This is a genomic window from Thomasclavelia sp. (assembly GCF_017889095.1).
Taxonomy (GTDB): Bacteria; Bacillota_I; Bacilli_A; order Erysipelotrichales; family Coprobacillaceae; genus Thomasclavelia.
Window position 1 is genome coordinate 1 of record NZ_JAGHEW010000131.1, and the last position, 23,303, is coordinate 23,303.

Below are 23,303 nucleotides of genomic sequence, written 5' to 3' on the forward strand. Positions count from 1 at the left end.
GGACTAGGAATTAGAATTATTGGTGAAGTAACTGAAGAAAAAGTTAAAATTGTTCAAGATGCCGATGCAATCTATCGTGAAGAGATTGCCAATGCTGGTCTTGATAAAACAATTGGACAATACTTTGCAGCTCTTACCAATATGCGTTCAGTAGGGGTTATGGGAGATGAAAGAACTTATGATTATGCCATTGCTTTACGTGCAGTAAATACAATTGATTTCATGACAGCCGAAGCAGCACAAATCCCATACGAAGTATTAAACAAAGTTATGTCACGTATCATCAATGAAGTCCGTGGGGTAAATCGTGTAATGTATGATATTACATCAAAACCGCCAGGGACTATTGAACTGGAGTAAAATGATAACTCAAAAATTCCCGATAAATAGTACATATTTTGAATGTTAAAAAGAAAATGACCTTAAATTGATCTTTAAAAGTCAAAGAATGGGTCATTTTTTGCCTGTATAAAAAAGAAACACCTAGTGCTGCAATTCAAGAGCACTCAGTATGTAATCAGAATAAAATGATGGTTATTTTAATTAACTGTTCATTTTTAAATTTACAGAAATTTGGTTTTTTTAGTTTTTTCTAACATTCAAATCTTTAGTGAATTTAATGATTTTTAAAGATGAATAACCAAGACGCTTAAGGTGATTTTAAGCATAGATAAAGCCATCCGGTATATCTTATCAATATTTATATAGTGCGTTGCTCCCTTTCTACTATTAATTTTTCAGAATTTGCTTAAAACCCTATATATTTCACTATTTTTAGCATCTGATAAAGCAATTACGGTATTTATAATATGATGAATTGAGATAGAATTTTCTATACAATTATAGTATCATTATATAGAATTCTTTTTTAATATGTAGAGAGGATAGGGAAATAATGAAAGAATTAAATGAAAAAGATTTTTATATTAATAGTCTAAATACTAATGTTGATGTGTTGAAAGGTATTTATAGGTATCATTTAATATTTGAAAATAGATTTAATCAGTTCATAAAAGATTGTAAACGAAGAATAAATAATGTTAGCTTACCAAGAAATAAAATATTTGTTAGCAAAGTCTTTTCTTTTTATAATGAGAAAATGAGAGATCCGAGTAATTTATGTGATTTATTCTTAGCTCAAACGAGAATGGCTCATTATGTTGCAAAGGAAGCAGTAAAAGGAATGAAAATAAATATTCCGTTTGAAGATGTCCTTACAGAATTTGATTTTGTGAATTATGGGATGTACGTTGAAAGTATAATAGCAAAAATTTTTACTGACAATGCACAAGAAAATAATAATCAATATGATATTGCAGGATATATCATTCAAAATAGATTTTCACGAACTCCTTCATTAGAAAGAATTGAAACAAAACCAGGGGGTAATATTGGAACCTAGAGCTTATAATAATATATATCGTTCAGGTTTAGAATTATCCAAATTAAGAGAGACTGAGGTGATTTTCTTAGAATACCAAGATCAAATAATAGCTAGAGTGAATGATATATGGCATGAAAAATTTGATGATTTTATTAACCAGTTAATATATTGGAAAAATAAATACATATATAACAATGTAGGTATGGTCGCTGATAAAAATGATATTCACAGAAATGAATATTTTGAATTTATTAAATCTGAAAATGGAGAAATTATAAAAAAGTAGTTAAAGAAGAGATAGAGAAAAATAATATTTCTATTCTAGAAGAACTCAGCAAGAAGGAAAAATGTTTAGTTGAAAAGAACAAGAACCTATTTGAAGAAATATCATTAATACATGGCTTTTTATTTGGAAAGAATGCATCTAGAAAAAGAGAGCTTACTCATAAAAAATAACATTGAATTGTGTATTTCATCAATAAAAAAAGAACTTGTATGAGGAGGATATACTGAATTAAATATTAGAGCGAGTAGTTTAACATTTAGACATCAGAATTTCTGCGATGTTTATATCAAATATGATATTACTAAAAATAGGTACATAGTATATGATGCTAAAGATAATAGTCAAATTATTTGTTTAAGTGATGATTTTAATAGACAATATGGGACTTTCAAAAATTTATATGGCTGTATTATTCAAAATACATTTATGTTTGAAACCAACAATATTCCTAAATTATATTTAACAGTATTATCAGATAAAACAACTGAAGATTTCCTTAAAACAATCTAAATAGATAAAATGGGAATATGTACCAAATAGAATGAGAATAAAAAACAAAAGAGCAGTATTCATTATAAGAAGATAAGTGTTGAATCATGAAAAAACACCTCCTATACTTATTAGACATACGCGAAGCGCTACAAAAAATTTAAAAAAGTCAAGTGTTTTTTGGAAAAAAGTGGAGGTGAAACAAAAAGAAGAGATTAGAAATATATTGATAAAATCAATAGAAATAGTTTCCATCTAATCTCCAGTTAATGAGGAGGTAATGTGTAAGTGATTGGTAATCTGTCGAATAAGCCTCATTTAGATGAGAAATATTTTTGTTTTATTAAATGTAAGAAGAAGTAGGCTAAACTTTATAGTGGAGGTTAAAGAAAGATGATAAAAGATATTATAAATGCTAATGAATCAATTCTTTCTAATACGAAACAAATGGAAGCATTAAAGGAAAATTTTCCATCTTGTTTTAAAAAAGATGGAAGTTTTGATATTGAAAGATTTAAAGAATATTTAAGTGATAAATTAACAATAAGTAATGAAGGATATGAACTTAAATTCCTTGGTAAAAATTATGCTCGTTTACTTGCATCTGTTGATACTACTACCGTTATTGTTCCTGATGAAGTACATAATAACAAACCAGAGAATATCAATAGTAGAAATGTTTATATTTCCGGAGATAATCTTGATGGATTAAAACAATTGCTCAAAAGTTATGCTAAACAAGTTAAATGTATTTACATAGACCCACCTTATAACACCGGTTCAGATGGTTTTGTTTATAATGATAATTTTAATTTTACTGCTGAGGAATTGTCTGTAAAGCTCAGTATTGGTGAAGAACAAGCAAAAAGGGTTCTCGATTTAACTAAAAGAGGCTCTGCATCACATTCTGCATGGCTTATGTTTATGTATCCTCGTCTACTTTTAGCAAGAGATTTACTTAAAGATGATGGCGTTATCTTTATATCTATTGATGATAACGAACAAAGTAATTTAAAACTAATTTGTGACGATGTATTTGGAGAAGAAAATTTTGAAGGACATGTACATTGGCGTAGACGTAGTAACCAACCAAATGATAAAACTAAGCTAATAGGACTAGTGGCAGAACATATTATGGTTTACTCTAGAAATAGTTCAAAATTAAAAGAAAGTGGAGTTGGAAAAATTGCTTTAACAGGAGATTTTTCTAATTCAGATAATGATCCGCGTGGACCATGGGCTACAAAACCATGGAAGTCCGGTTCAGATCAGTCAGGAACACGATATAGTATTACGACTCCAACTGGTGTTGTTCTTAATGAAGAGTGGATGGGAGATGAATCCACATATAATGCACTATTTAACGATAATCGAATTGTATTTCCAAAAGGTGGAAATGGGATGCCACGAAAAAAATACTTTAGAAGCGAACGAGAAGCTGAAGGACAATGTGCTAGTAATTGGTGGAATCATGAATCGTATGGTAATAATCAAGATGCAAGTAGGGAATTGGAAAAGCTTTTTGGCTTTAAGAATGCTTTTAGTAATCCTAAGCCAGTTAAACTTATTAGCACAGTAATCAGTCTTGCAAATGTGAAAGAAAATGATATTGTTTTGGATTTTTTTAGTGGGTCTGCAACTACTGCGGAAGCTGTTTTTAACTATTCAATGGATTTAAATTGTAGTTTTATACTTGTACAACTACCAGAAAACATTGACGACTTACTAACCAAAGCAACATCTAGTGAAAAAGATAAATGGAATAATATTGTTGAAATGTTAGATAAAAATAATAGACCTCATACTTTAGATTATATTGGATTTGAACGAATTATTCGAGCCGCTAAAAGAATAAAAGAAAAGAATTTAGGTACAACTGCAGATCTTGGTTTTAAACATTACATTCTCAAAGAGCCAAAAGGACTAACACTTGATAAGTTAGAAAAATTTATTCCTGATGATCATGGTTTATTCTTGAACAATGATATTCTTTCTGATTTTGGACTAAATACTGTATTAACAACGTGGTTAATAAGAGATGGTTATGGGTTTAACGCGGATGTTAAAGAAATTGATTTTGAAGGATATACGGGATATTACATTGATAAGCATTTATATCTTATCAGTCCTGATATTTCAAAAGAAGCTATAGCTGCTATAGTAGATAAGTATGAAGTTGATGGTAATTTTAATGCTGAAAATGTTGTTCTTTTTGGATACAGCTTTGTATGGACAATGTTAGAAGAATTAAAAATAAATTTAGCAAGACTCAAAGATACGGAAAAACATCTTCGTATAAACTTTGATGTGCGTTATTAAGGAGGTGTCAATATCATATGGAATTAATCCTCCAACAACAATTACCCCATCAACAGAAAGCTATAGATGCGATAGTTGATGTTTTTAAAGATGTTTATATTTCTGCACCAATACAATTTTATGAGAATCCCACTTTTTCTTTAAAGGATATTCATATAACAGATAATATTAGAAAATTACAAAAAGAATTACCTTCAGAATATCGCTCAAGTATCTCAATAGCAGACAGTGATTATCTTAACCTTGATATTAAAATGGAAACAGGAACAGGGAAAACATATGTATATACGAAGACAATTTTTGAGTTACATAAGAGATATGGATTTAATAAATTTATTATTGCAGTACCATCATTGGCAATAAAGGCAGGTACAGAAAAGTTTTTAAATGAACCATATGCTAGACGTCATTTTACAGATGGATGCGGATATGGTACAGAAATAGAAACTTTGGTTTTAGAAGCACCTAAGAACAAGAAAAAAGGTCGTTCTTATTTTCCAAGCGTTGTAAGTGACTTTATTAAAGGTTCTTGTCAAAATACAAAGAAAATATATGTTTTACTTGTAAATATGCAACTGTTAACAAATGGTAAATTGTTAACCCGCGATGATTATGATTATGGTGTAGAAGGATTCTATAGACCTTTAGATGCAATTGCTTCAACAAAGCCTATAGTAATAATTGATGAACCGCATCGTTTTTCTCGTGATCAAAAAGCATTTAAAGTAATATGTGATGAAATTAAACCACAATCTATTATTCGCTTTGGTGCTACTTTCCCAGAAACAAGTATAGGCCGTGGTAAGAATAAAATTATTGTAAAAGATTATCAAAATTTATTGTATGATCTGAATGCTTGTGCTTCATTTAATCAGGGGTTAATTAAAGGTGTAGCTAAGGAGCATTTTGAGCCCGTATCAAAGAAGGAAGAAAAAGTTAAAATTACTTCAATCGAAAGTAAAGAGGCAGTACATTTTCAATATAAGAAGAGAAACGAAACACCAAAAAACTATACACTGAAAAAGGGAGATTCTTTATCTATAATTAGTGATGCATTTGAAGGTATTATTGTTTCTGCAATTGATAAGACTAGCGTTGAATTTTCGAATGGTATAACTAAAACATCGGGTGAAGAAATTGATGTGGATATATATATGACTTCTTATCAAGAGCAAATGCTTCGACTTGCTCTTCAGCGTCATTTTGAAACAGAGAAAGAGAATTTTTGTAATAGAAATTACAAGATAAAAACTTTAGCTTTATTTTTTATAGATGATATTACTTCTTACAGAGTTAGTAAAGATGGAAAAAAAACATATTTACTAACTATATTTGAAAATTTATTAGAAGAACAAATTAAAAAGACAATTGAATCCTTAGATGAGCATGATATAGCTTATAAGGAATATCTCGAAGCAAGTCTTTCAAATTTAAATGATTGTCATGCAGGATATTTCTCGCAGGATAATAGTAATTCTGATGAGGATATAGCCAAAGAAGTAGATATTATTCTAAATGGTAAAAAGCAGTTATTATCATTTAAAAATGCAGATGGTTCATATAATACATTGCGTTTTCTTTTTTCTAAATGGACATTGAAAGAAGGTTGGGATAATCCTAATATTTTCACTATTGCTAAGCTTCGATCAAGTGGAAGTGATAATAGCAAGTTACAAGAGGTAGGTCGCGGTTTAAGACTTCCGGTTGATGAAAATGGGAATAGAATTTCAAATGAAGAATTTATGCTTAATTATATTGTTGATTTTACTGAAGCTGACTTTGCAAAAAAGCTCGTAGATCAAATAAATGGAGAACTTCCACAAACTACTACAATTTCAGAGGAAAGATTGGAAGTAGTTGCAAAAAAACTTGGAATAACTAGTGATGAATTATTTGATGAATTATATGCTAAACATTACATTGATAGGCATAAAAATATCAAAGCTGAATTGCGTGATGATTTTTTTGCAGAGTATCCTGATTTTGCTACTGGATTATCATCAGGAAAAGTTAAAGATAGAAATAAAGAAAAAACCAAACCTGTTAAAATTCGTAAAGCAGTTTATAGTGAGATTAAGGAATTATGGGAAACAATAAATCATAGATATCTTCTATTCTATGATGATGACTTGAATGATAACATTGAAGATGTTGTTCTGAAATTATTTGAAAAACCTGGAGTTTTTACTGATTTAGTAATGCATAGCGAACGTGATAAGGTAGGAAGTACTGGGACTGAAATGACTATTGTAAGAGAAACCGGTGTTCAGTATATTATTCAAAAACCTCTACCTTATAATATTTTCTTAAAAAGAATTGCATCCACAACAAATCTTCCAATCAAAATCTTACATTCTGCTTTATGTAAATTTGCTAGAATATACGGGACAAAATTTACTGCTCATATTAATGAAAGTTCTGTTGCAAGCTTTTGTTCTGAATTTATTGCGTGGAAAAATGAAAATCTTCAAGGTAGATTTAGATATGAACGTAGTATTGCTCCGTTAGGAGCCACTGTACTTACATATGAAGATGGATCAGTAAGAAAAGAAATATCACAAGGAAGGATTGGTACTAAAATTGTACCAGGAACACCAAGCGATAAATATTTATATGATTCTTATGCGTATGACTCTCCACTAGAAAAAGAAAATATTACAGTAGATATAGAAGAAGTAATTGTCTATGGGAAAATACCACGTTCAAGTATAGCTATTCCTACCATTACAGGTGGAATGTACAGTCCAGATTTTATGTATATAGTTAAGCATACGAACGGTGATAAAGAGTTGAATATAGTTGTAGAAACAAAAGATGTGGAGAATAGAACTGAATTGAGAGGTACAGAAAAAGTAAAAATTGAATGCGCTAGAGTATTTTTCGAAATGCTTAAAGCAGATGGATATACTGTTTATTTTAGAAATCAACTTGGAAACAAACAGATGGCTCAGATTATTAATGAGGTTATGGATATAAAATCGTCATAGTTTATGGCGATTTTATATGGTTAATAGAGATATAAATTAACTTGTAATGTATAAAGGTGTTCAGCAAGAGAACAAAGTATATTAAGTGTGTGAAACATAGAAGTAGATTTTTATAACAAATTAATGTAATTAAAGTAAATTAATAAGACAAGAGGTGAATAAATTGAATTGGGCTAAATTTCAAACCTATGATACGTCTCCTGAAAAAGCTTTTGAAGTACTATGTAATCAATTGTTTGAGAATTGGTGTAATGAAGAATTTTCTATGAAAATAGACCAATTTATTATTGTAAACGGTTCTGGTGGAGATGGAGGGGTTGAATCGTATGTTATTTTAAATGATGGATCTATAATTGGGTTACAAGCTAAATGGTTTCTTAATAGTATACAAAGTAGTCAAATAACACAAATAAAGAAATCAATAGAGACAGTTTTAAAAATATATCCAAATATTTCTAGATATATTGTTTGTGTACCTAGAGATCTTGCTTCAAAAACTTCAAGAAGTAAAAAAACAGAAAAGAAAAGATGGGAGGATCTTGTAGCTTACTTTACTAATCAGTATTCCAATTTAAAAATCGAGTTATGGAATGAAACTCGTTTAACTAAAGAATTGCAAAAAGAAACTTCAGTAGGAATTTTCAAATTTTGGTTCCAAAATTCTGAAATATCAAGAAGCAATATTCTAGATCTATTTGAAAAATCTAAAAATAGTTGGCTAGTTACAAAATATGAGCCATCTTTGAATTCGTTTGGTGAAATTAATTCAATTCTTTCTAGCTATGTTGGAAAAGTTAGTCAAAGAAAGAGTATATATAAAAATATTTCTAATATAGATAACTTATGTAAAAAATATTTATTTGAAGCAAATGAATTTATGGAATTATGTTCGGAAAATGATAAAGATTTGCTGGAAATATTGAAAAACACACAAAACAAGTTATATAATTTATCGCAACAATGCGAGAATATTTGCTCTTCAATTCTAGTAGAAAGAAATAATGCTTTAGAGATAAATTATAACTGTTTTTATATAGATTTCGATTCTATAATAGAAGGTATTAGAAAAAGTGATAGTTATCATAATATGTTTTTTCATATTTCGGATGTATTAAAACCATTAATTAAATTATCAAAAATAGATTATGATGATTTAATTCATGTTATGAAACTAGAGTTTAACGAAAATACAATTATAATAAAAGGTGATCCGGGAACAGGAAAAACACATGGAGTTAGTGCTTTTTCTGAACAAATATTTAATGAAAATTTTCACATGCCAATTTTAATTCAAGCAAGAGATATCCCTTTAGAAGCTAGTTGGAAAAATATTTTAGAAAGTAATTTAAGGTTATCCTCTACTTGGAGTGAGGATGAAATTTGGCAAGGATTAACTTCGATGGTAAATAGAAATAGGTTTTCTAAAGATTATGTTAACCAGGATATAAAAGTATTACCAAAGGTATTGATTATCATTGATGGTATTGATGAATCATCAACTGTGGATAAGTGGATTGATCGTATAAATGAAACTGAAGCAATTACTAGTAAATACCCTAATATTAGATTTTGTTTTACTATGCGTCCTTTTATAGATGTTTCTAAAATTAGATATGCAAAAACTTTTAAAATTGGAAATAGTGGGGATGTCCCTGTTATAAAATTGTTCGATAAATATATACATGAATATAATATTGATGTTAAATACTATTCATGGTTAAAATATTCATTGACAACACCATTAGCTTTAAAATTGTTTTGTGAATTAAATAGAAATAAGAGTTTTGTAAGTAATGATAGTGCAGAAGTTTCTATTACAGAATTATGGCGTAAAAAAATTGATAAAATGGAAGAAGAATTTTGTTTTAGAATTGGAGGAAATATAGAAAATCAATTTATATTCAATTCTGTTGTGCATTTATCAAAATTATTTTTAAAAGAAGAAAATATCGAGAGATCTCGTATTATTGAATTCTTAAAAAGCGAATTGGAAATAACACGAGAAATTTCTGAAGAATTAATAAAATTTATGGTAGATTATGGTATTTTAAGCTGTTATTGTGAACATGGGAAAGGATTAGAAACTAATCGATATTTATATTATTCTGGGATACAAGGATATTATGATTATGCTTCAGCAATACATTTATTAAATAATTATGATCATCCTAATCAAATTGATTTTAATGAGTGGAAATCTATTCAGTTAAATACTTTGTATTCATTAGCTATTATTTCAATTCAAAAATATGATTATTTAATTACTAAAAATGATACATTAAGCACTATTATAAGTGAATATGCTGTTATGGAATTGCGCTTTTTAGCTCTACAAAATACAAATCATAAGAATTCTATTCAGTTTGTTGAAGAACTCAAAGAAAACATGAACTCTTCAGCAGACGAGTTGTTAACGATAGTTAATGAATTGGTTTTACCTTTATCAAGGGATGTCAATCATCCGTTAGGCGTAAAATTATTTGATAACTTTTTAAATAGTTTTAATACTCCTGCACAACGCGATATTTTATGGTCTAATTCAGGATATCTAAAAAGATCTTATGGAAAAAAATGGTACCAAAGTTTAACGTTGGAATTAGATAATGAGCAATATAAATTATCAAAAGATGATACATACAATGGCTTGCCTATTGTTTATGTTTGGACGTTATCAACCATTAATAATTCATTTCGAAAAAATAGTCGAAATAAACTAGCAAAATGGGCATTAACTATGCCTAAAGAATTTTTTAAATTGTTTTTGAACTTTTCTAATATAAATGATCCACAAATTAAAAGCGACTTATTTTCAATTTTAATGTGTATAGTTTTTGATAGTAATGATTCTGATTTTATTCAAGAAATTAGTTATTGGATTATGGCTAATGTTTTACATCCTAGTGTAATTGATTATAATAGAGATATTTCTGTTAGATATTATTCAATTGCAATAATTAATAAAGCATTACAGTTACAAATTTTGAATATGGAAGATACTAGTATATATTTACCTCCCTATCAAATAGATGATTATGGTATAAATTTGAATAAAGAGGCTTTAAAAGGAACAAGAATGGGTGGATATAGTGCAATTGACTATGATTTAGCAAGATATGTCTTAATTGATCACTTTTCATCAGATTTTAATGATTTTTATCATAGAAAGACAAATCAATTTTCAAAACTGATAGAAAAAATTGGGGTTAAAAATCCTGAATTTAAGAATATTAGCTTTGATCAATTTATTATTTCTTCAGCATATGCATTTATACTAGATATGGGATGGAATGAAAAAGAATTTTATAATACAAAATTAAATAGCACTGGTAGCGAGATTATAGGTGGGATTGATTGTTCAATAAAAGCTACTTATTATCCAGCTACTCATGGATCGATGAGTAAAGTGATGACCGTATGTGAAAAGTATGTTTGGCAAGCTAGAAATTATATAAGTGGTTTTTTATGTGATAGGTTGCTTTTTGGTGAAGACAAGATTAAAATTGAGGATTATGGACTTTTAGACGATTACATAATACCAATACAGGAAATTGACCAATTTGATCCAAATGATATTTCTGATGATATACCTTGGATTATTCCAGAGTCAGAAAAAGTAGTTTTAGATACACATTGTGAAAATAAATTTGATTTAATAAAAAATGTATTTGAAACTCAAAAAATTGATTGGGGAAAATGGATATCATTAAAAAATGATGGCATAGGTTTTCAGATTAAAAATGAAAATTTAATTGCTTTAGAATCATTTTCTACTTTTTATGGACTTGCTGGTATAGAAACAAATTTGTCAATCAATTGTATACTTCTTAATGAAGATGAATTAAGTAGTTTTAAGGAGCAAATAAAAAACGATGAAAAGTTGGCAAAAAGAATATCATTACCATCAGACTGGTATGGAGGAATAAATTCATCATGTTATATATCTCCTAAGGAAGTATGTTGGTTTCCATGGAAAACAAGATATGATAGTGATAATGTTGAATATTTTTCAGAATTGAATATAACTTCTGCTGTAGATAGATGTTGTTACAATTATTTAGACTATGGAGATGTTTATTACTCTTTACCTTCAGCACCGATTAGAAATATACTTGGAATTAATGATTCAAATGGCTATTTGTTCTTTGATAAAGATAAAGAGGTAGTGGCTGAATTTAGAATTAATGGAGAAAATTGGAAAACATATCAACAATATCTAGTGGTTGATAAAGATAAAATTATTAATAAATTAAAAGAAATTCATAAGGTATTGATATGGATAATGAGAGAATATAGAAGAGAATCGGGAAAATCAAAAGAAAAATTTGGTAATTTCTATGTTGAAAAGGCTATAAGTTATATTGGATATTTTAAAAATGGAGAATTTATAGTAGATCAGATAGATTCAGAAATGAAAAGTAGTGAATAATTACAGCATATTTTAAATATTAATAGTGACTAAATAATGTATGTAATGAAACATTTTTATCTTAATGTGGGGGATATGATGCTATTAAAATTGATTTTACGATTCTAATTTGATACTATTTGTTTGTCAAAAGAAAAGACAGTGTAAAAATATGTGACTAAAATAGATATTTTATACAGAAACTTGATTTATTTAGGTTAGAAAGGGTAGAACTGTTAAGATGGTTCGAATAATTTAATCATGATGATATAAGAAACGTAAAAGTATATTTTTTATTTTGTAAAGAGGATGCAGGTGTGGAGTATGCTTGCATTGGAGAAACTGAAAATGTATAGGATAGACTAAATCAATATTTAAGAGGTTATAATTCTGATAAAGAAAAATATTATTGGAATTCAGCTGTTGTTTTTTATAGGAAGAGATCTGATAAAACCTTTATACGTTATTTGAAAAATCGTTTTTGTAGAAATTTCAAGAAAATGTTCCCGTTATCAGATGCTAACTAAAAACACATATAAAAACACGGTAATGAAAGAATCTCAAATTGCTTCTATGGAAGAGTTTATTGGTAATGTAAAGATAATTATCAGTGCATTAGAATATAATGTGTTTGAACCTGTTCCGTATATAGGTGAAAAATAGTGTATTTGCATTGTAATTGTAAAGAAAATGGAGCAAACGCCAAAGGGATTTGTTAGGTCTGGGGGATTTACAATTTTAAAAGGATCAAAAATCAGATCATATGGTTTCTTTGTTTGAATTAAGGAGTAAATTTTATTTTAATTTAAGAAACAAATTAGTGGATGATGAAATTATTATAAATGATATTTTTGAAAAAAGGATATGAATTTAATGCCCTAATAGCAACGTCTGTAATAATTCTTGGGCGAACAAGTAATGGAAATGTCGATTGGAAAAATAGTAATAAGAAAACTTTGAGAGATATAATTTTTTAATAAATTAATAGCAAAGAAGAATACTAAAATCTTAATTATTATTAATGTTGATAAAAAAACAAATCAGAACTTAAGGGGAGGGAAAAGTATGCGATTATCAAAAATTAAAATTCAAAATTATAGACTTCTTATTGATGCAGAATTAGAGGTTGATTCCCAGACGACATTAATTGTAGGACGTAATAATACTGCAAAAACTTCATGCTTTGAATGTATAGGAAAAATTTTATCTGGGATCGCTTTTTCTTTTTATGATTATCCATTGCAAAAAAGAGATAATTTATATAAAAATATCGATTCATTTATGGAGAGAAAAATTGAGTTTGAAGATCTTTGTAATAGTGTAGAACCAATAACTGTAGATTTTCTAGTGGATTATTCTTTGGATAATTCAGATGATAATTTAGGTGCGTTATCGCCATTTATTATTGATTTGGATATGGACATTACTACAGCACTAATTCGAGTTGAATATAAACTAAGAGTCGACGAAAATAAATTTTGGAAAACACTAGAGAAAAATTACTATAGTGAAGAAGGTTTTAAGGCTTCTAATGATGCTCATGAAGCAATTGCAAGTAATTTTCATAAGTTATTTGAAATTGTAGTTCATGCAGTGAACCCTAAAAATGAAGAAATAAAACAAAAAAAAAGACAATCCGAATTAGCTGAATTATTTCCTTTTCAGATTATTAGGGCAGAACGAAGGCTTGGGGAAGATGGAACAAGTGATGATACTCTCTCTTCGCTTATTTCCAGTTACTTTGACATGAATGAAGATGAACTAGATCCAAGTGTTTCAGAGAAAATAATAGAACTTCGTAGTGTCGTTGAAATTGCAAATAAAAAGGTTCAGAATCAAAGTGATAGTATTTTAAGTGAACTTGTGGATAAAGCGATAGGTTTTGGATATCCAAATAGAGAAGAACTTCAATTAGGGGTTACTACTCATTTGAGTATTGATGATCAAATAAAGAATCAAACTACGCTTTCCTATACTTTTGGTAATAGTAATGAAAGTCTTCCAAGTAGTTATAATGGTTTGGGGTATAAAAATTTAATTAAAATGGAATTTCTTCTTGCGTCGTATGTTAAAAGGCTTGAAAAATGTGGCAATGCAGTTATACCGTTACTTTTTATTGAGGAACCAGAGTCTCATATGCATCCACAAATGCAACATGCTTTTGCTCAATACTTGGAAGATTTTATTTCTAAAATAACTTTAGCTAAAATACAAGTTTTTTTGACTTCCCACTCTGCTCATATAGCTAATACTGTGGTTTTTCAAAAGATAAGATATGCGCAGAAAACAAAAAAAGGTGTAATTTATAAAAATCTGAATACATTTGCTAAAGAAAATTCCGATAATGTTGAATTTATCAGAAAATATCTTACACTAACTAAATGTGATTTGTTTTTTGCTGATAAAGCAATATTTATTGAAGGAGCATCAGAACGTTTACTTTTACCAGATATGATTGATAAATGTGAAAAATTAGGCGACTTTGATTCTCAAAAATATAAACTTACTGATCAGTACTATACCCTAATAGAGATTGGAGGAGCATATGCATATAAATTTATACCTTTTATTACATTTTTAGGAATACCTTGCCTAATTCTTACTGATTTAGATTCTGTAGTTGGTAAACTCGGTAAAAACAAAAGAATTTATTATCTATCTGTTCCAGTTTCACAAGGAGAAACAACATCTAATGAAACCATAAAATGGTGGCTTCGAAAGAAAAAAGGATTATCTGAAGAAGATAAAACCAAAATTCCTTTATCTGAAATTATGACGATGTCACTCGATGATAAAACAATAGATAAATGTCACGTTGAATTTCAAACAGAAGAGAATGGATTTTGCTGTCATTCGCTAGAAGAAGCAATCCGAAATGTTAACCGAAAGTATTATGGCTTAGATGAATCTTCGACGGAAGATGATCTGGAGTTTACAGGGAAAAGTAAGACTGACTTTGCGCTCAAACTCATTGATGAATGCTCTAATTATAAGATACCTGAATATATAAGATTTGGGTTGAAATGGCTTAATGACCAACAGGTACTTGAATAAGGAGGTGTCAAAACTTGAGTGAAGTAAAAAAAATTTCTAATTATGTGTTTGCAAAGGCTGAAGCTGATAAAGTAGATGAGCAGATTATAGAGCTCCTTCGGTATGGAAGTAGTTTTCGTGTAGAGGCTGGCGCAGGTTCAGGAAAGACATATTCATTGAACAAAGTAATTGATTGGATTCAAAAGAATAAATGGTTAGACTATCAACGAAAAAAGCAAAATGTTGTCTGTATTACCTATACTAATGCTGCTGTAGAAGTGATTGCTGGGCGTTTATCAAAAGATACATTTATTCTTCCATCTACTATTCACTCTTTTGCATGGAATGCAATAAAACAGTATCAAAACTATCTTATTGATATTGTCACAAGTGATTCTGATTTTTTAGCAACTGAAGGTGATTTTTTTAAAGTTACAGAGGTTACATACACACTTGGACATCGCTACAAAGAAAATGGAATTCAATATTTGTATCACGATGATGTTCTAAAATTATTTTGTCGTCTATTAGATAATGCAAAATTTCGACGTATTTTTACGGATAAGTACCCATTGATTTTGATAGATGAATATCAAGATTCTTACAAACCTATTATTGATCGTTTTATTGATTTTTTTATTGCAAAGAAAAAGGGGCCTCAGTTTGGTTTTTTTGGTGATTCCTGGCAAACTATTTATCAATCTAACAATGCATGTGGTCTAATTGAGAATGAGAATCTTAAGGTTGTAAGGAAAGGTTCAAACTTCAGATCTGCACCAAGAATTGTCCAACTTCTAAATGATTTGCGACCAGATTTACCTCAAATGTCGGCAATTGATGATTTTGAAGGTGAAATAGTTGTAATTACCTGTGATGATTACAGTGGTCCTCGTCGAATAGAACGTAATTTTAAAGATGATTTACCAGCCGAAGAATTAAAAAAACGTCTAAGTAATGTTTGCCAAAAAATCAAACAAACTACATCTAAAGATGATACCTTAAAAATACTAATGATAACTCATAAAGTTCTTGCTACACAGCAAGGATATGATCAACTTTTAGCTGCTTTAGCTGATGGGTTAAGAGATAAAGAAGATCCGTTTCTTTTGTTTTTTATGGATATCGTTGAACCAGTTTATAGAGCGCTAAATGATTCAAATATGCAACAGCTTTTTGATATTCTAAGTATAAAACGTTTGCCTATTATAAAAAAATCCGAAAAAATAAAATGGAATAAATTGAAAATGAAATTAGCTTTGGCTAGAACTAGTAGAGCAATTGATGTATTTGAGTTAATTAAACAAAGTCAATTAATACCCATTCCACCAAAATTGGCAGAATGGTATTATTTATATCAAAATGCGCCTGAAACAACGTATGTTTCTAATTTTTCCATACAATCGTTTTTAGAGTTAAGTTATACACAATTTAAGTCAGCAATTGATTTCTTGTTTCCTGATGCAATCTTTTCAACAGATCATGGTGTCAAGGGAGAAGAGTATGATAACGTTGTTTTTGTTATTAGTAAAGGATGGAATTTATATCAATTTGATAAATATGCTCCTATGATAACTGGGCAGTCTGAAGTGCCAAGAAATAAACTGTCTTCATATGAGAGAAATAGGAACCTGTTTTATGTTTGTTGTTCAAGAGCAAAAAAAAGACTGGTTTTCTTTGTGACTATTCAGATAGATTCAACATTCAGGTCTTTTCTTAATGAACTAGTTGGATCAGAAAATATTTATACTTATAGTCGATACCTCGATTTATAAAGGTCTTAATAAAAATATGTTTTTATCTTAGTTTTAAGTAAAAAGGCATTCCACAATAATTTTGGTTTTCCAATCTGTGGGGTGTAGAATAATCCGGGGTGGTAAGCTGTTCTCCGTATTCTGTAAAGAATAGAAGTGCGAAGTTTTGTTATTAAACTGACACTTCTGTTTTTATATTATCCTAAAACTTAACTGGTACATCATTATAATCAATGATTTCTTTTTCATATCTTTGCAATATTAGCTGAAGAAACAAATTTGCTGATACCCTGTTAAAGTTAATATAGCCAATTTCATCAACTATTAGTAGTTTATATCTGTTGATGGATTTCATTCTCTTTTCAAGTCGATTTTCTTTTTCAACTTTCATCAGTTTCTCTATTAATTTCTGACATGTAATAAAGTAAATATTATATTTATGTCTGGCGGTTTCTATCCTAATTGATGTTGCAAGATGCGATTTTCAGGTACTGCTCGAACCAATAAACAATATGTTTTCGTTATTATCTATGAATCTCAGCGTTATATAGACTGTAAGTAGGTCTCTGTGACGCCGTCTATTCGTCTAAATGGTACTTGACATAGTACCAGACTATTACAACAAATAAAAATTTATCAAAATGGGAAGAAATATATGGAGAAGCAGTAATAGTGAATGTAATACTTGATCGATTATTACACCACTCATATTTTATTTCCATAATCATTCCATCTTATCGAATTAAAGATATTATAGATACACTTGAGGGATAGATAAAGTGAGCCAAATTAGTAAAAATAAATGAACACTTTTGGTGAAATTTATTTTGACATTATCAAACTCAATAAGATTGAAAAAATATTACAAAATTTGTGAATTCTAAATTAATATTATTGGTTTTTTTTTAAACAATATTATAAGTAATTAAAACTATATAAATCTAAATTTTTAACAAATTTACTTAGGTTATGCTAGTATGATGCAGTCAAGTATGAAGAAATGTGATAATTAAAAAGTTGTACCAAATAATTTGACTATAATCGGAGCAAATAACAAAGATATATATAGAAATTAAATAGATATGGCATAAAAAGTTCCGAATTTATTGAAATAATAAATATATAAAATTATAATAATAATGTAAATATTAGCAAATATGTGGATGTAAATGTATATCTACAATAAAAATCTAGTATCAAAAAAACAATGAAAAATGAAATTTTTCATTGTTTAGAACTATATAATTGATCCAATATAGCAATAGGATTTTTCGTTAATTAGTATATTCCGTTAATGTGATGTATTATTATGTATTTTTTACGATATCCGAGTTTAATATGAGGTTTATATTGTAATACCTTGTGAATTTTTGGAAACTAAAGTATGTTGCTAATGGATACATGAAGTCATTAGCATATTCAATAGAGTTGAAGCTGTTTTAAAAGGCATATGAGTATTTAAATGTTATAATTAGTTTTTCAATAGCTTATTTGGCAGAGAATGTTCTTTTGAAAGTGAATTATCATTTGCAATTTCAATAATTTATGCAATTTTGAAAATACATATTTAGGTTAAAAATATTGATATGCAGCCCTTTAAATTGGATTTTCATCTACAATAAATTTCAGAACTTTAAGAATTTTTCTGTATTTTCTTTGAAACGGAGTAAAAGGTATCTATAGCACAGAGAGTATCACACTTCATGTATATTTTGCAGGAACAGATGATCTTTTGTTTAACGTCTTGAAAAAAAGACATAGTTTTTCAATGATCTTTAATGTAGATTTTATCACTGTACTGATGTGAATAAAAGTGTACTAAAATTGTTCATCCAGGAAAAGAAAATGATTTGCAATTTTGATATAGATTACATTTGTTTGATATACTTCTTGAAAGATTGATAAGGAACACACTGACTGCTAGGTAATAGTGAAAGATTAACATAAGTCAATGATTATTTTGTAGATTTAAAGGTTATACTCATATTTACTTGATAAGCTAAACTCTGTACAGCTTAGAATACTAGTTTTAATTAAGCTGGTTGTAGAAATCTACAATCTGTCTCACCGTGTTTTGCAGTGTCCGCCATGAAATTGCAGTCGAAAGGAATATGTGGTTAGAATGAAAATATTATTAGTAGAACCTGGATATAAAAATAAATATCCACCATTAGGATTAATGAAAATAAGTGCTTATCATAAATGTTTGGGAGATGAAGTAGTTTTTGTAAAAGGTGAAGACGAGTCTTTAAGAAAAATGAGATGGGACAGGATTTATATTACGACATTATTTACTTTTTATTGGAATAGGACTATAAAATGTATACAATATTATATAAATAGTGTTGAACAAAGAAAAAATATCTATGTTGGTGGAGTGCTAGCAACTTTATTATATGAAGATTTACTCAATGAAACTACTTTACAAGGTATTACTATTTTGAAAGGTTTATTAAATCAACCTGGTATTCTTGGAAATGATAAAATTATCATTGATACAATTACTCCGGACTATGATATAGTTAGTATTGAAAAAAATCCGTATTTGAAGAAGGAATATAAAATAACAAATGCATATATAACATCAACGACAAAAGGTTGTATTAGAAAATGTAGATTTTGTGCAGTAAAGATTTTGGAACCAGAATATTGTTCATATATAGATATTAAAGAACAAATTCGAAATATTAATGAGATTTATGGTGAAAAAAGGCATTTAATGTTAATGGATAATAACATACTTGCATCAAACAAATTAAAGGAAATTGTTGAGGATTTAATACAATTAGGTTTTGGAAGGGGAAATAAATCGTATATTGGCTTCCGGAATAGGAAATTAACCAGGTATATTGATTTTAATCAAGGAATTGACGCACGATTAATTACTGAAAACACAATGAAATTATTATCAAAATTAGAAATTAGACCTTTAAGGATTGCTTTTGACCATGCAGATGAAGAAAATGCCAAAATATACATTAGAGCTCAAAGATTGGCAGCACAATTTAAATTTCCTATTTTATCTAATTATATTTTATTTAATTTTGAAGATTCTCCGTATGAATTATATTATAGATTAAAAATTAATATAGAGTTAAATGAAGAGTTCAAAAGCAAAAAATTGAAGACAAAAATTTGGTCTTTTCCAATGAAATATATGCCTTTAACTGGTGAACATTGTAAAGATAGAAAATATGTAGGTAAGTATTGGAACAAAAAATTATTGAGAGGAATTCAATGTGTATTGAATGCAACTCATGGAGTTGTAGGGCCTAAAAAAAATTTCTTTGAGCATGCGTTTGGAAAAGAATATAATGAGTTTTTAAGAATACTATATATGCCTGAAGACTATATAATACAAAGAAAAGTAAATACTGAAAATGGGAACATAAATAAATATAATTTATATTATAATTCTTTAAATAAAAGTGAAATGGATGAATTTATCATACTTATAAAAGATAATGTTTTTAATACTGATGTTTTAAAAAATATAAAAAATTTAAAAATAAAAAGGATTTATAATTTATATAGTATGAAAGATAACTTTTGAGTAAGTTTTAAAGAAAGACATATTATTTTTAAAATATTGGTACTTATAAGATTTCAAAAATAATAATTGGTGGTGATATCTGTCAAAAAAATTCAGGAGAAATATTCATTTGCATATTTTTGGAAAATATATAATATATCGATTTCATTATTTTCTGATTATGTAATTCTATGGCTCTATATCTTTATGTTAGATAGATAAGCAATGTGATTTTTATAATAGTTTCTATATTTTCATAACCAATATTAACAGTGGCAGTTTAAAAGTCATACCAAAATCTAGTTGCAGTAGATATAAGAATACACAGATAAAAATAAGTAGACAAGTGAATTACTATAAAAAACATTTCTAACAAAATCGCTGTTTTTACAAGACATGCAACGTGGAATAAAATGTAAAACAAGCGAGGAAAAATTAAATTGCATTTGGGGATAAATATAATGATATTGATTGAATAATATTATGAAATTACTGATAAAGTTTTTAAATTAGCATATATAATAGAAGAAGGAGGACTGAAAAATGTCAAGAAGCAAAACATGTTTAATTAATTTAAAAGTTGAAGATTTAATGATAAATCCGAGTAATGATCGTTTTATAGAACCGGTTGAAGATGAAAAGAGCGCAATTATTGCAATGTTTGACGTCCCGAATGGAAGACCAGAAAAAGAAATGTGTAATTTAGCAGAAGATATAGCTGAAAATGGTTTAAATCCGTTTGAATTTCCTATAGTTTGGTATGATGAAAGGGTTAAAAAATATATTGTTATTGAGGGAAATAGGAGAATAACATGTATTAAGTTGATGACACAGTATAAAAATAATGAGGAATTAGTAAAAATAAAAAAAGATATTAAAACTATTTATCAATTAAAGATGTATGATGATTTTGATGGTTCGGTTCAATGCGTTGAATATGAAGATCTTAACGAAGCAAAAGCAGTTTTGGCTAAAATTCATCAAGATATTAATGAAGGAGTAGGTAGAAAAGGTTGGGATACATATGCAAAAGAAAATAATAAAGCTAGTCGGGGAATAAAAACTAAAGCATATAGTATAATTGAATTTGTAAAAAGATATATAAATGATCATAAAATTGACACAAATTTATTAGAAAAAATGCATACAACAAAATGGGTATCAAAATTGCAACGTGTTATAGGTTTTAGTCTGTTTAAGGAAACCTATAATATTGATTTTACGCAAAACTGTACATTGATATACAAGGACGAAGAAGAACAAGTATTTAAAATGCTATCAAACCTAATTAAAGATATTATCGAGAAGCCAGCTACAGGAAATTTTCGTTTAAAAGAAGATTTCCAAAATTATTTGTTAAGCTTGGATTCTCAATATAAAAGTCTTGTTAGTAATGATACTAAATATACAGGTGGAAATAAAACTGAGCAAGGTAAACAGGAAAATACAAATAAAGAAAAAGAAAATATTGAACACCGAGAACCTTCGCTTCCTAGAGTGAATAAACGCATAAATAAAAATAAAAATATTGCTTTAAGATTGAGTAAAGAGTATTCAGAAGAGGAATATAAAGTTTTAGGAGAAAAAGGTAGTGATATATTATTAGAGTTAGAGTCACTAGATTATCAAAGATATCCATATTCAGCTGCTGCTCTTTCTAGAAGTATATTGGAGTATATAATAAAAAGATGGAGTGAAGAATTCAATTTTAAATTTGATTCAAATAGCTTAATAGCTAGTCATGGATCTTGCATTCAGTCATTAAAAAACCATAATGTCTTGGAAAACAAAGAACATAGTTCTTTATCGAGAAGTTGTAAAAAGGAGAAATATATTGATGATTTGAATAGTTGGATTCACGGAAATGATTTGTTATGTGTGGATTTAAGTCGTCTAATGAGAGGATGGAAAATAAATAGGATCCTTATTGAAAAGTATTTAAGAGAAAAAAATAAATAAGAAGACTATCTTTATTTGAATTTATAAGATTAAGAGTGATGTAGGTATATGAATTCTATTAGCTAGAAGAAAAGGCATTTTGAATCATTATTATAAATAATACATATGTTCAATATTGAATTTCTTTTAAAATATCAGGATGTGAAAATATGATTTTATATTAGTGTGTATCTATATAGTTTAGATTAGTGTTAATAGGATTTTGTACTGAGTATTCATCGTATAAAAATATTTTTTGGAGGGGGAGGAGGTTGTGAGATATTAATTATAAGAAAAATAATGAAGTAACTAAAATATATAACTTAATTGTATAAGTGTTTACTAAATTAAATATATTTAAAATTGTAGTATACATCTAAACAAAAAATACAATAAAATTAAGATATGCTTAAATATTGAATGTAAAAGTATTGTAATAAATTTGTTGTTATAATTAACAATAATTAACAATAATAGAAAATCAACAATGAATTTATTTACAATCACAAAAATTTATATAGATGTTGATGAACGATTGTATTAAATAATTTTAGTTATTATTAAAGATTTTTGCTCTTTTTAAGAAAAATGTTGTTTTTTAAATAGACACCAATATATAGGCTATGTTAACCCAGTGAGATGATATCGGTAACAAAACCTGTCCCAATGTAATTTGATCTTCTAAAATCACAAATACAACTGAATAAATCAACAAAGTCATCATGGATATTATGAACCTCTTTTTTAATAAAGTAACTTATAAATGATAAATATTCATTTAGATATTTAGATGAAATTCCTGTATGTCTTTTCATATATTCCCGTATTTTTTTTGAATATAGTTTATATGATTGATATGATATAAACCTCTTTTTTCCATGCTTTTATTTGTGAATGCAAAATGTATCATATTTTTTCACGTGCTAATGTCCTGTAAACAAATAAACCGTCTGTTCATAAAATACCATTATCATTTATGTGCTGTGAATATGCCTTAATAACCTGATCTTTATTCAAGGTATTTAACAAAGGATGGGGAATCACTAGGTGCTATCAATGAAATGATGAGTGAAATTAATGGAATCATAACAAAAACAAAAGGAATTTCAACGAGATATGCACAGGGATATATAGATTTCAATATATTAAGGAAACAGATGAAGTATCAGTACAAGAGAA

At 28.0% G+C, this 23,303-nt stretch carries 10 protein-coding genes and 2 pseudogenes; 11 read left to right on the forward strand and 1 reads right to left on the reverse strand.

What is annotated here, in order from left to right; genetic code table 11:
• From J7M77_RS05990 to J7M77_RS06025, 8 genes and pseudogenes are all read left to right on the forward strand, one after another.
• Window positions 1-360, forward strand: a pseudogene (locus J7M77_RS05990) (GMP synthase (glutamine-hydrolyzing)); the annotation flags it as partial.
• Between the two features lie 535 nt (window positions 361-895).
• Window positions 896-1,402, forward strand: coding sequence for a hypothetical protein (locus J7M77_RS05995; RefSeq protein WP_296876927.1), 507 nt, complete (start codon window positions 896-898; stop codon window positions 1,400-1,402).
• Complete coding sequence (locus J7M77_RS06000; RefSeq protein WP_296876928.1) at window positions 1,392-1,670, forward strand: hypothetical protein; 279 nt, start codon at window positions 1,392-1,394, stop codon at window positions 1,668-1,670. The genes J7M77_RS05995 and J7M77_RS06000 overlap by 11 nt, the downstream gene beginning before the upstream one ends.
• Before the next feature lie 882 nt (window positions 1,671-2,552).
• A complete protein-coding gene (locus J7M77_RS06005; RefSeq protein WP_296876929.1) occupies window positions 2,553-4,478 on the forward strand; it encodes a site-specific DNA-methyltransferase in 1,926 nt (641 codons plus the stop codon).
• Window positions 4,479-4,495: 17 nt separating this feature from the next.
• Window positions 4,496-7,465: a type III restriction-modification system endonuclease gene (locus tag J7M77_RS06010; RefSeq protein WP_296876930.1), complete on the forward strand. Its 2,970-nt coding sequence runs from the start codon at window positions 4,496-4,498 to the stop codon at window positions 7,463-7,465.
• Between the two features lie 163 nt (window positions 7,466-7,628).
• Window positions 7,629-11,891 carry a hypothetical protein gene (locus J7M77_RS06015; RefSeq protein WP_296876931.1) on the forward strand — a complete coding sequence of 1,421 codons (4,263 nt, stop codon included), beginning with the start codon at window positions 7,629-7,631 and terminating at the stop codon, window positions 11,889-11,891.
• 1,044 nt (window positions 11,892-12,935) lie between these two features.
• Complete coding sequence (locus tag J7M77_RS06020) at window positions 12,936-14,924, forward strand: AAA family ATPase (protein ID WP_296876932.1); 1,989 nt, start codon at window positions 12,936-12,938, stop codon at window positions 14,922-14,924.
• A 14-nt stretch (window positions 14,925-14,938) separates the two neighbouring features.
• A complete protein-coding gene (locus J7M77_RS06025; RefSeq protein ID WP_296876933.1) occupies window positions 14,939-16,675 on the forward strand; it encodes a UvrD-helicase domain-containing protein in 1,737 nt (578 codons plus the stop codon).
• Window positions 16,676-16,856: 181 nt separating this feature from the next.
• Here the strand turns inward: J7M77_RS06025 and J7M77_RS06030 are convergent.
• Window positions 16,857-17,126 (reverse strand): annotated as a pseudogene (locus J7M77_RS06030) (ATP-binding protein); the annotation flags it as partial.
• Between the two features lie 143 nt (window positions 17,127-17,269).
• Between J7M77_RS06030 and J7M77_RS16845 the strand changes: the two are divergent.
• The 3 genes from J7M77_RS16845 (at window position 17,270) to J7M77_RS06040 (ending at window position 22,145) form a co-directional block, all read left to right on the forward strand.
• Window positions 17,270-17,428 carry an ATP-binding protein gene (locus J7M77_RS16845; RefSeq protein ID WP_367236813.1) on the forward strand — a complete coding sequence of 53 codons (159 nt, stop codon included), beginning with the start codon at window positions 17,270-17,272 and terminating at the stop codon, window positions 17,426-17,428.
• Window positions 17,429-18,776: 1,348 nt separating this feature from the next.
• The gene (locus tag J7M77_RS06035) at window positions 18,777-20,207 is read left to right on the forward strand and encodes a cobalamin-binding domain-containing protein (protein ID WP_296876934.1); all 1,431 of its coding nucleotides are present in this window, start codon (window positions 18,777-18,779) and stop codon (window positions 20,205-20,207) included.
• A 522-nt stretch (window positions 20,208-20,729) separates the two neighbouring features.
• Window positions 20,730-22,145: a hypothetical protein gene (locus J7M77_RS06040; protein WP_296876935.1), complete on the forward strand. Its 1,416-nt coding sequence runs from the start codon at window positions 20,730-20,732 to the stop codon at window positions 22,143-22,145.
• Window positions 22,146-23,303: the final 1,158 nt, after the last annotated feature.

Coding starts and splice junctions, on each gene's coding strand:
- J7M77_RS06020 (WP_296876932.1), top strand. CDS start 12,936: ATGCGATTATCAAAAATTAAAATTCAAAATTATAGACTTCTTATTGAT.
- J7M77_RS06035 (WP_296876934.1), top strand. CDS start 18,777: ATGAAAATATTATTAGTAGAACCTGGATATAAAAATAAATATCCACCA.
- J7M77_RS06040 (WP_296876935.1), top strand. CDS start 20,730: ATGTCAAGAAGCAAAACATGTTTAATTAATTTAAAAGTTGAAGATTTA.
- J7M77_RS06010 (WP_296876930.1), top strand. CDS start 4,496: ATGGAATTAATCCTCCAACAACAATTACCCCATCAACAGAAAGCTATA.
- J7M77_RS06005 (WP_296876929.1), top strand. CDS start 2,553: ATGATAAAAGATATTATAAATGCTAATGAATCAATTCTTTCTAATACG.
- J7M77_RS05995 (WP_296876927.1), top strand. CDS start 896: ATGAAAGAATTAAATGAAAAAGATTTTTATATTAATAGTCTAAATACT.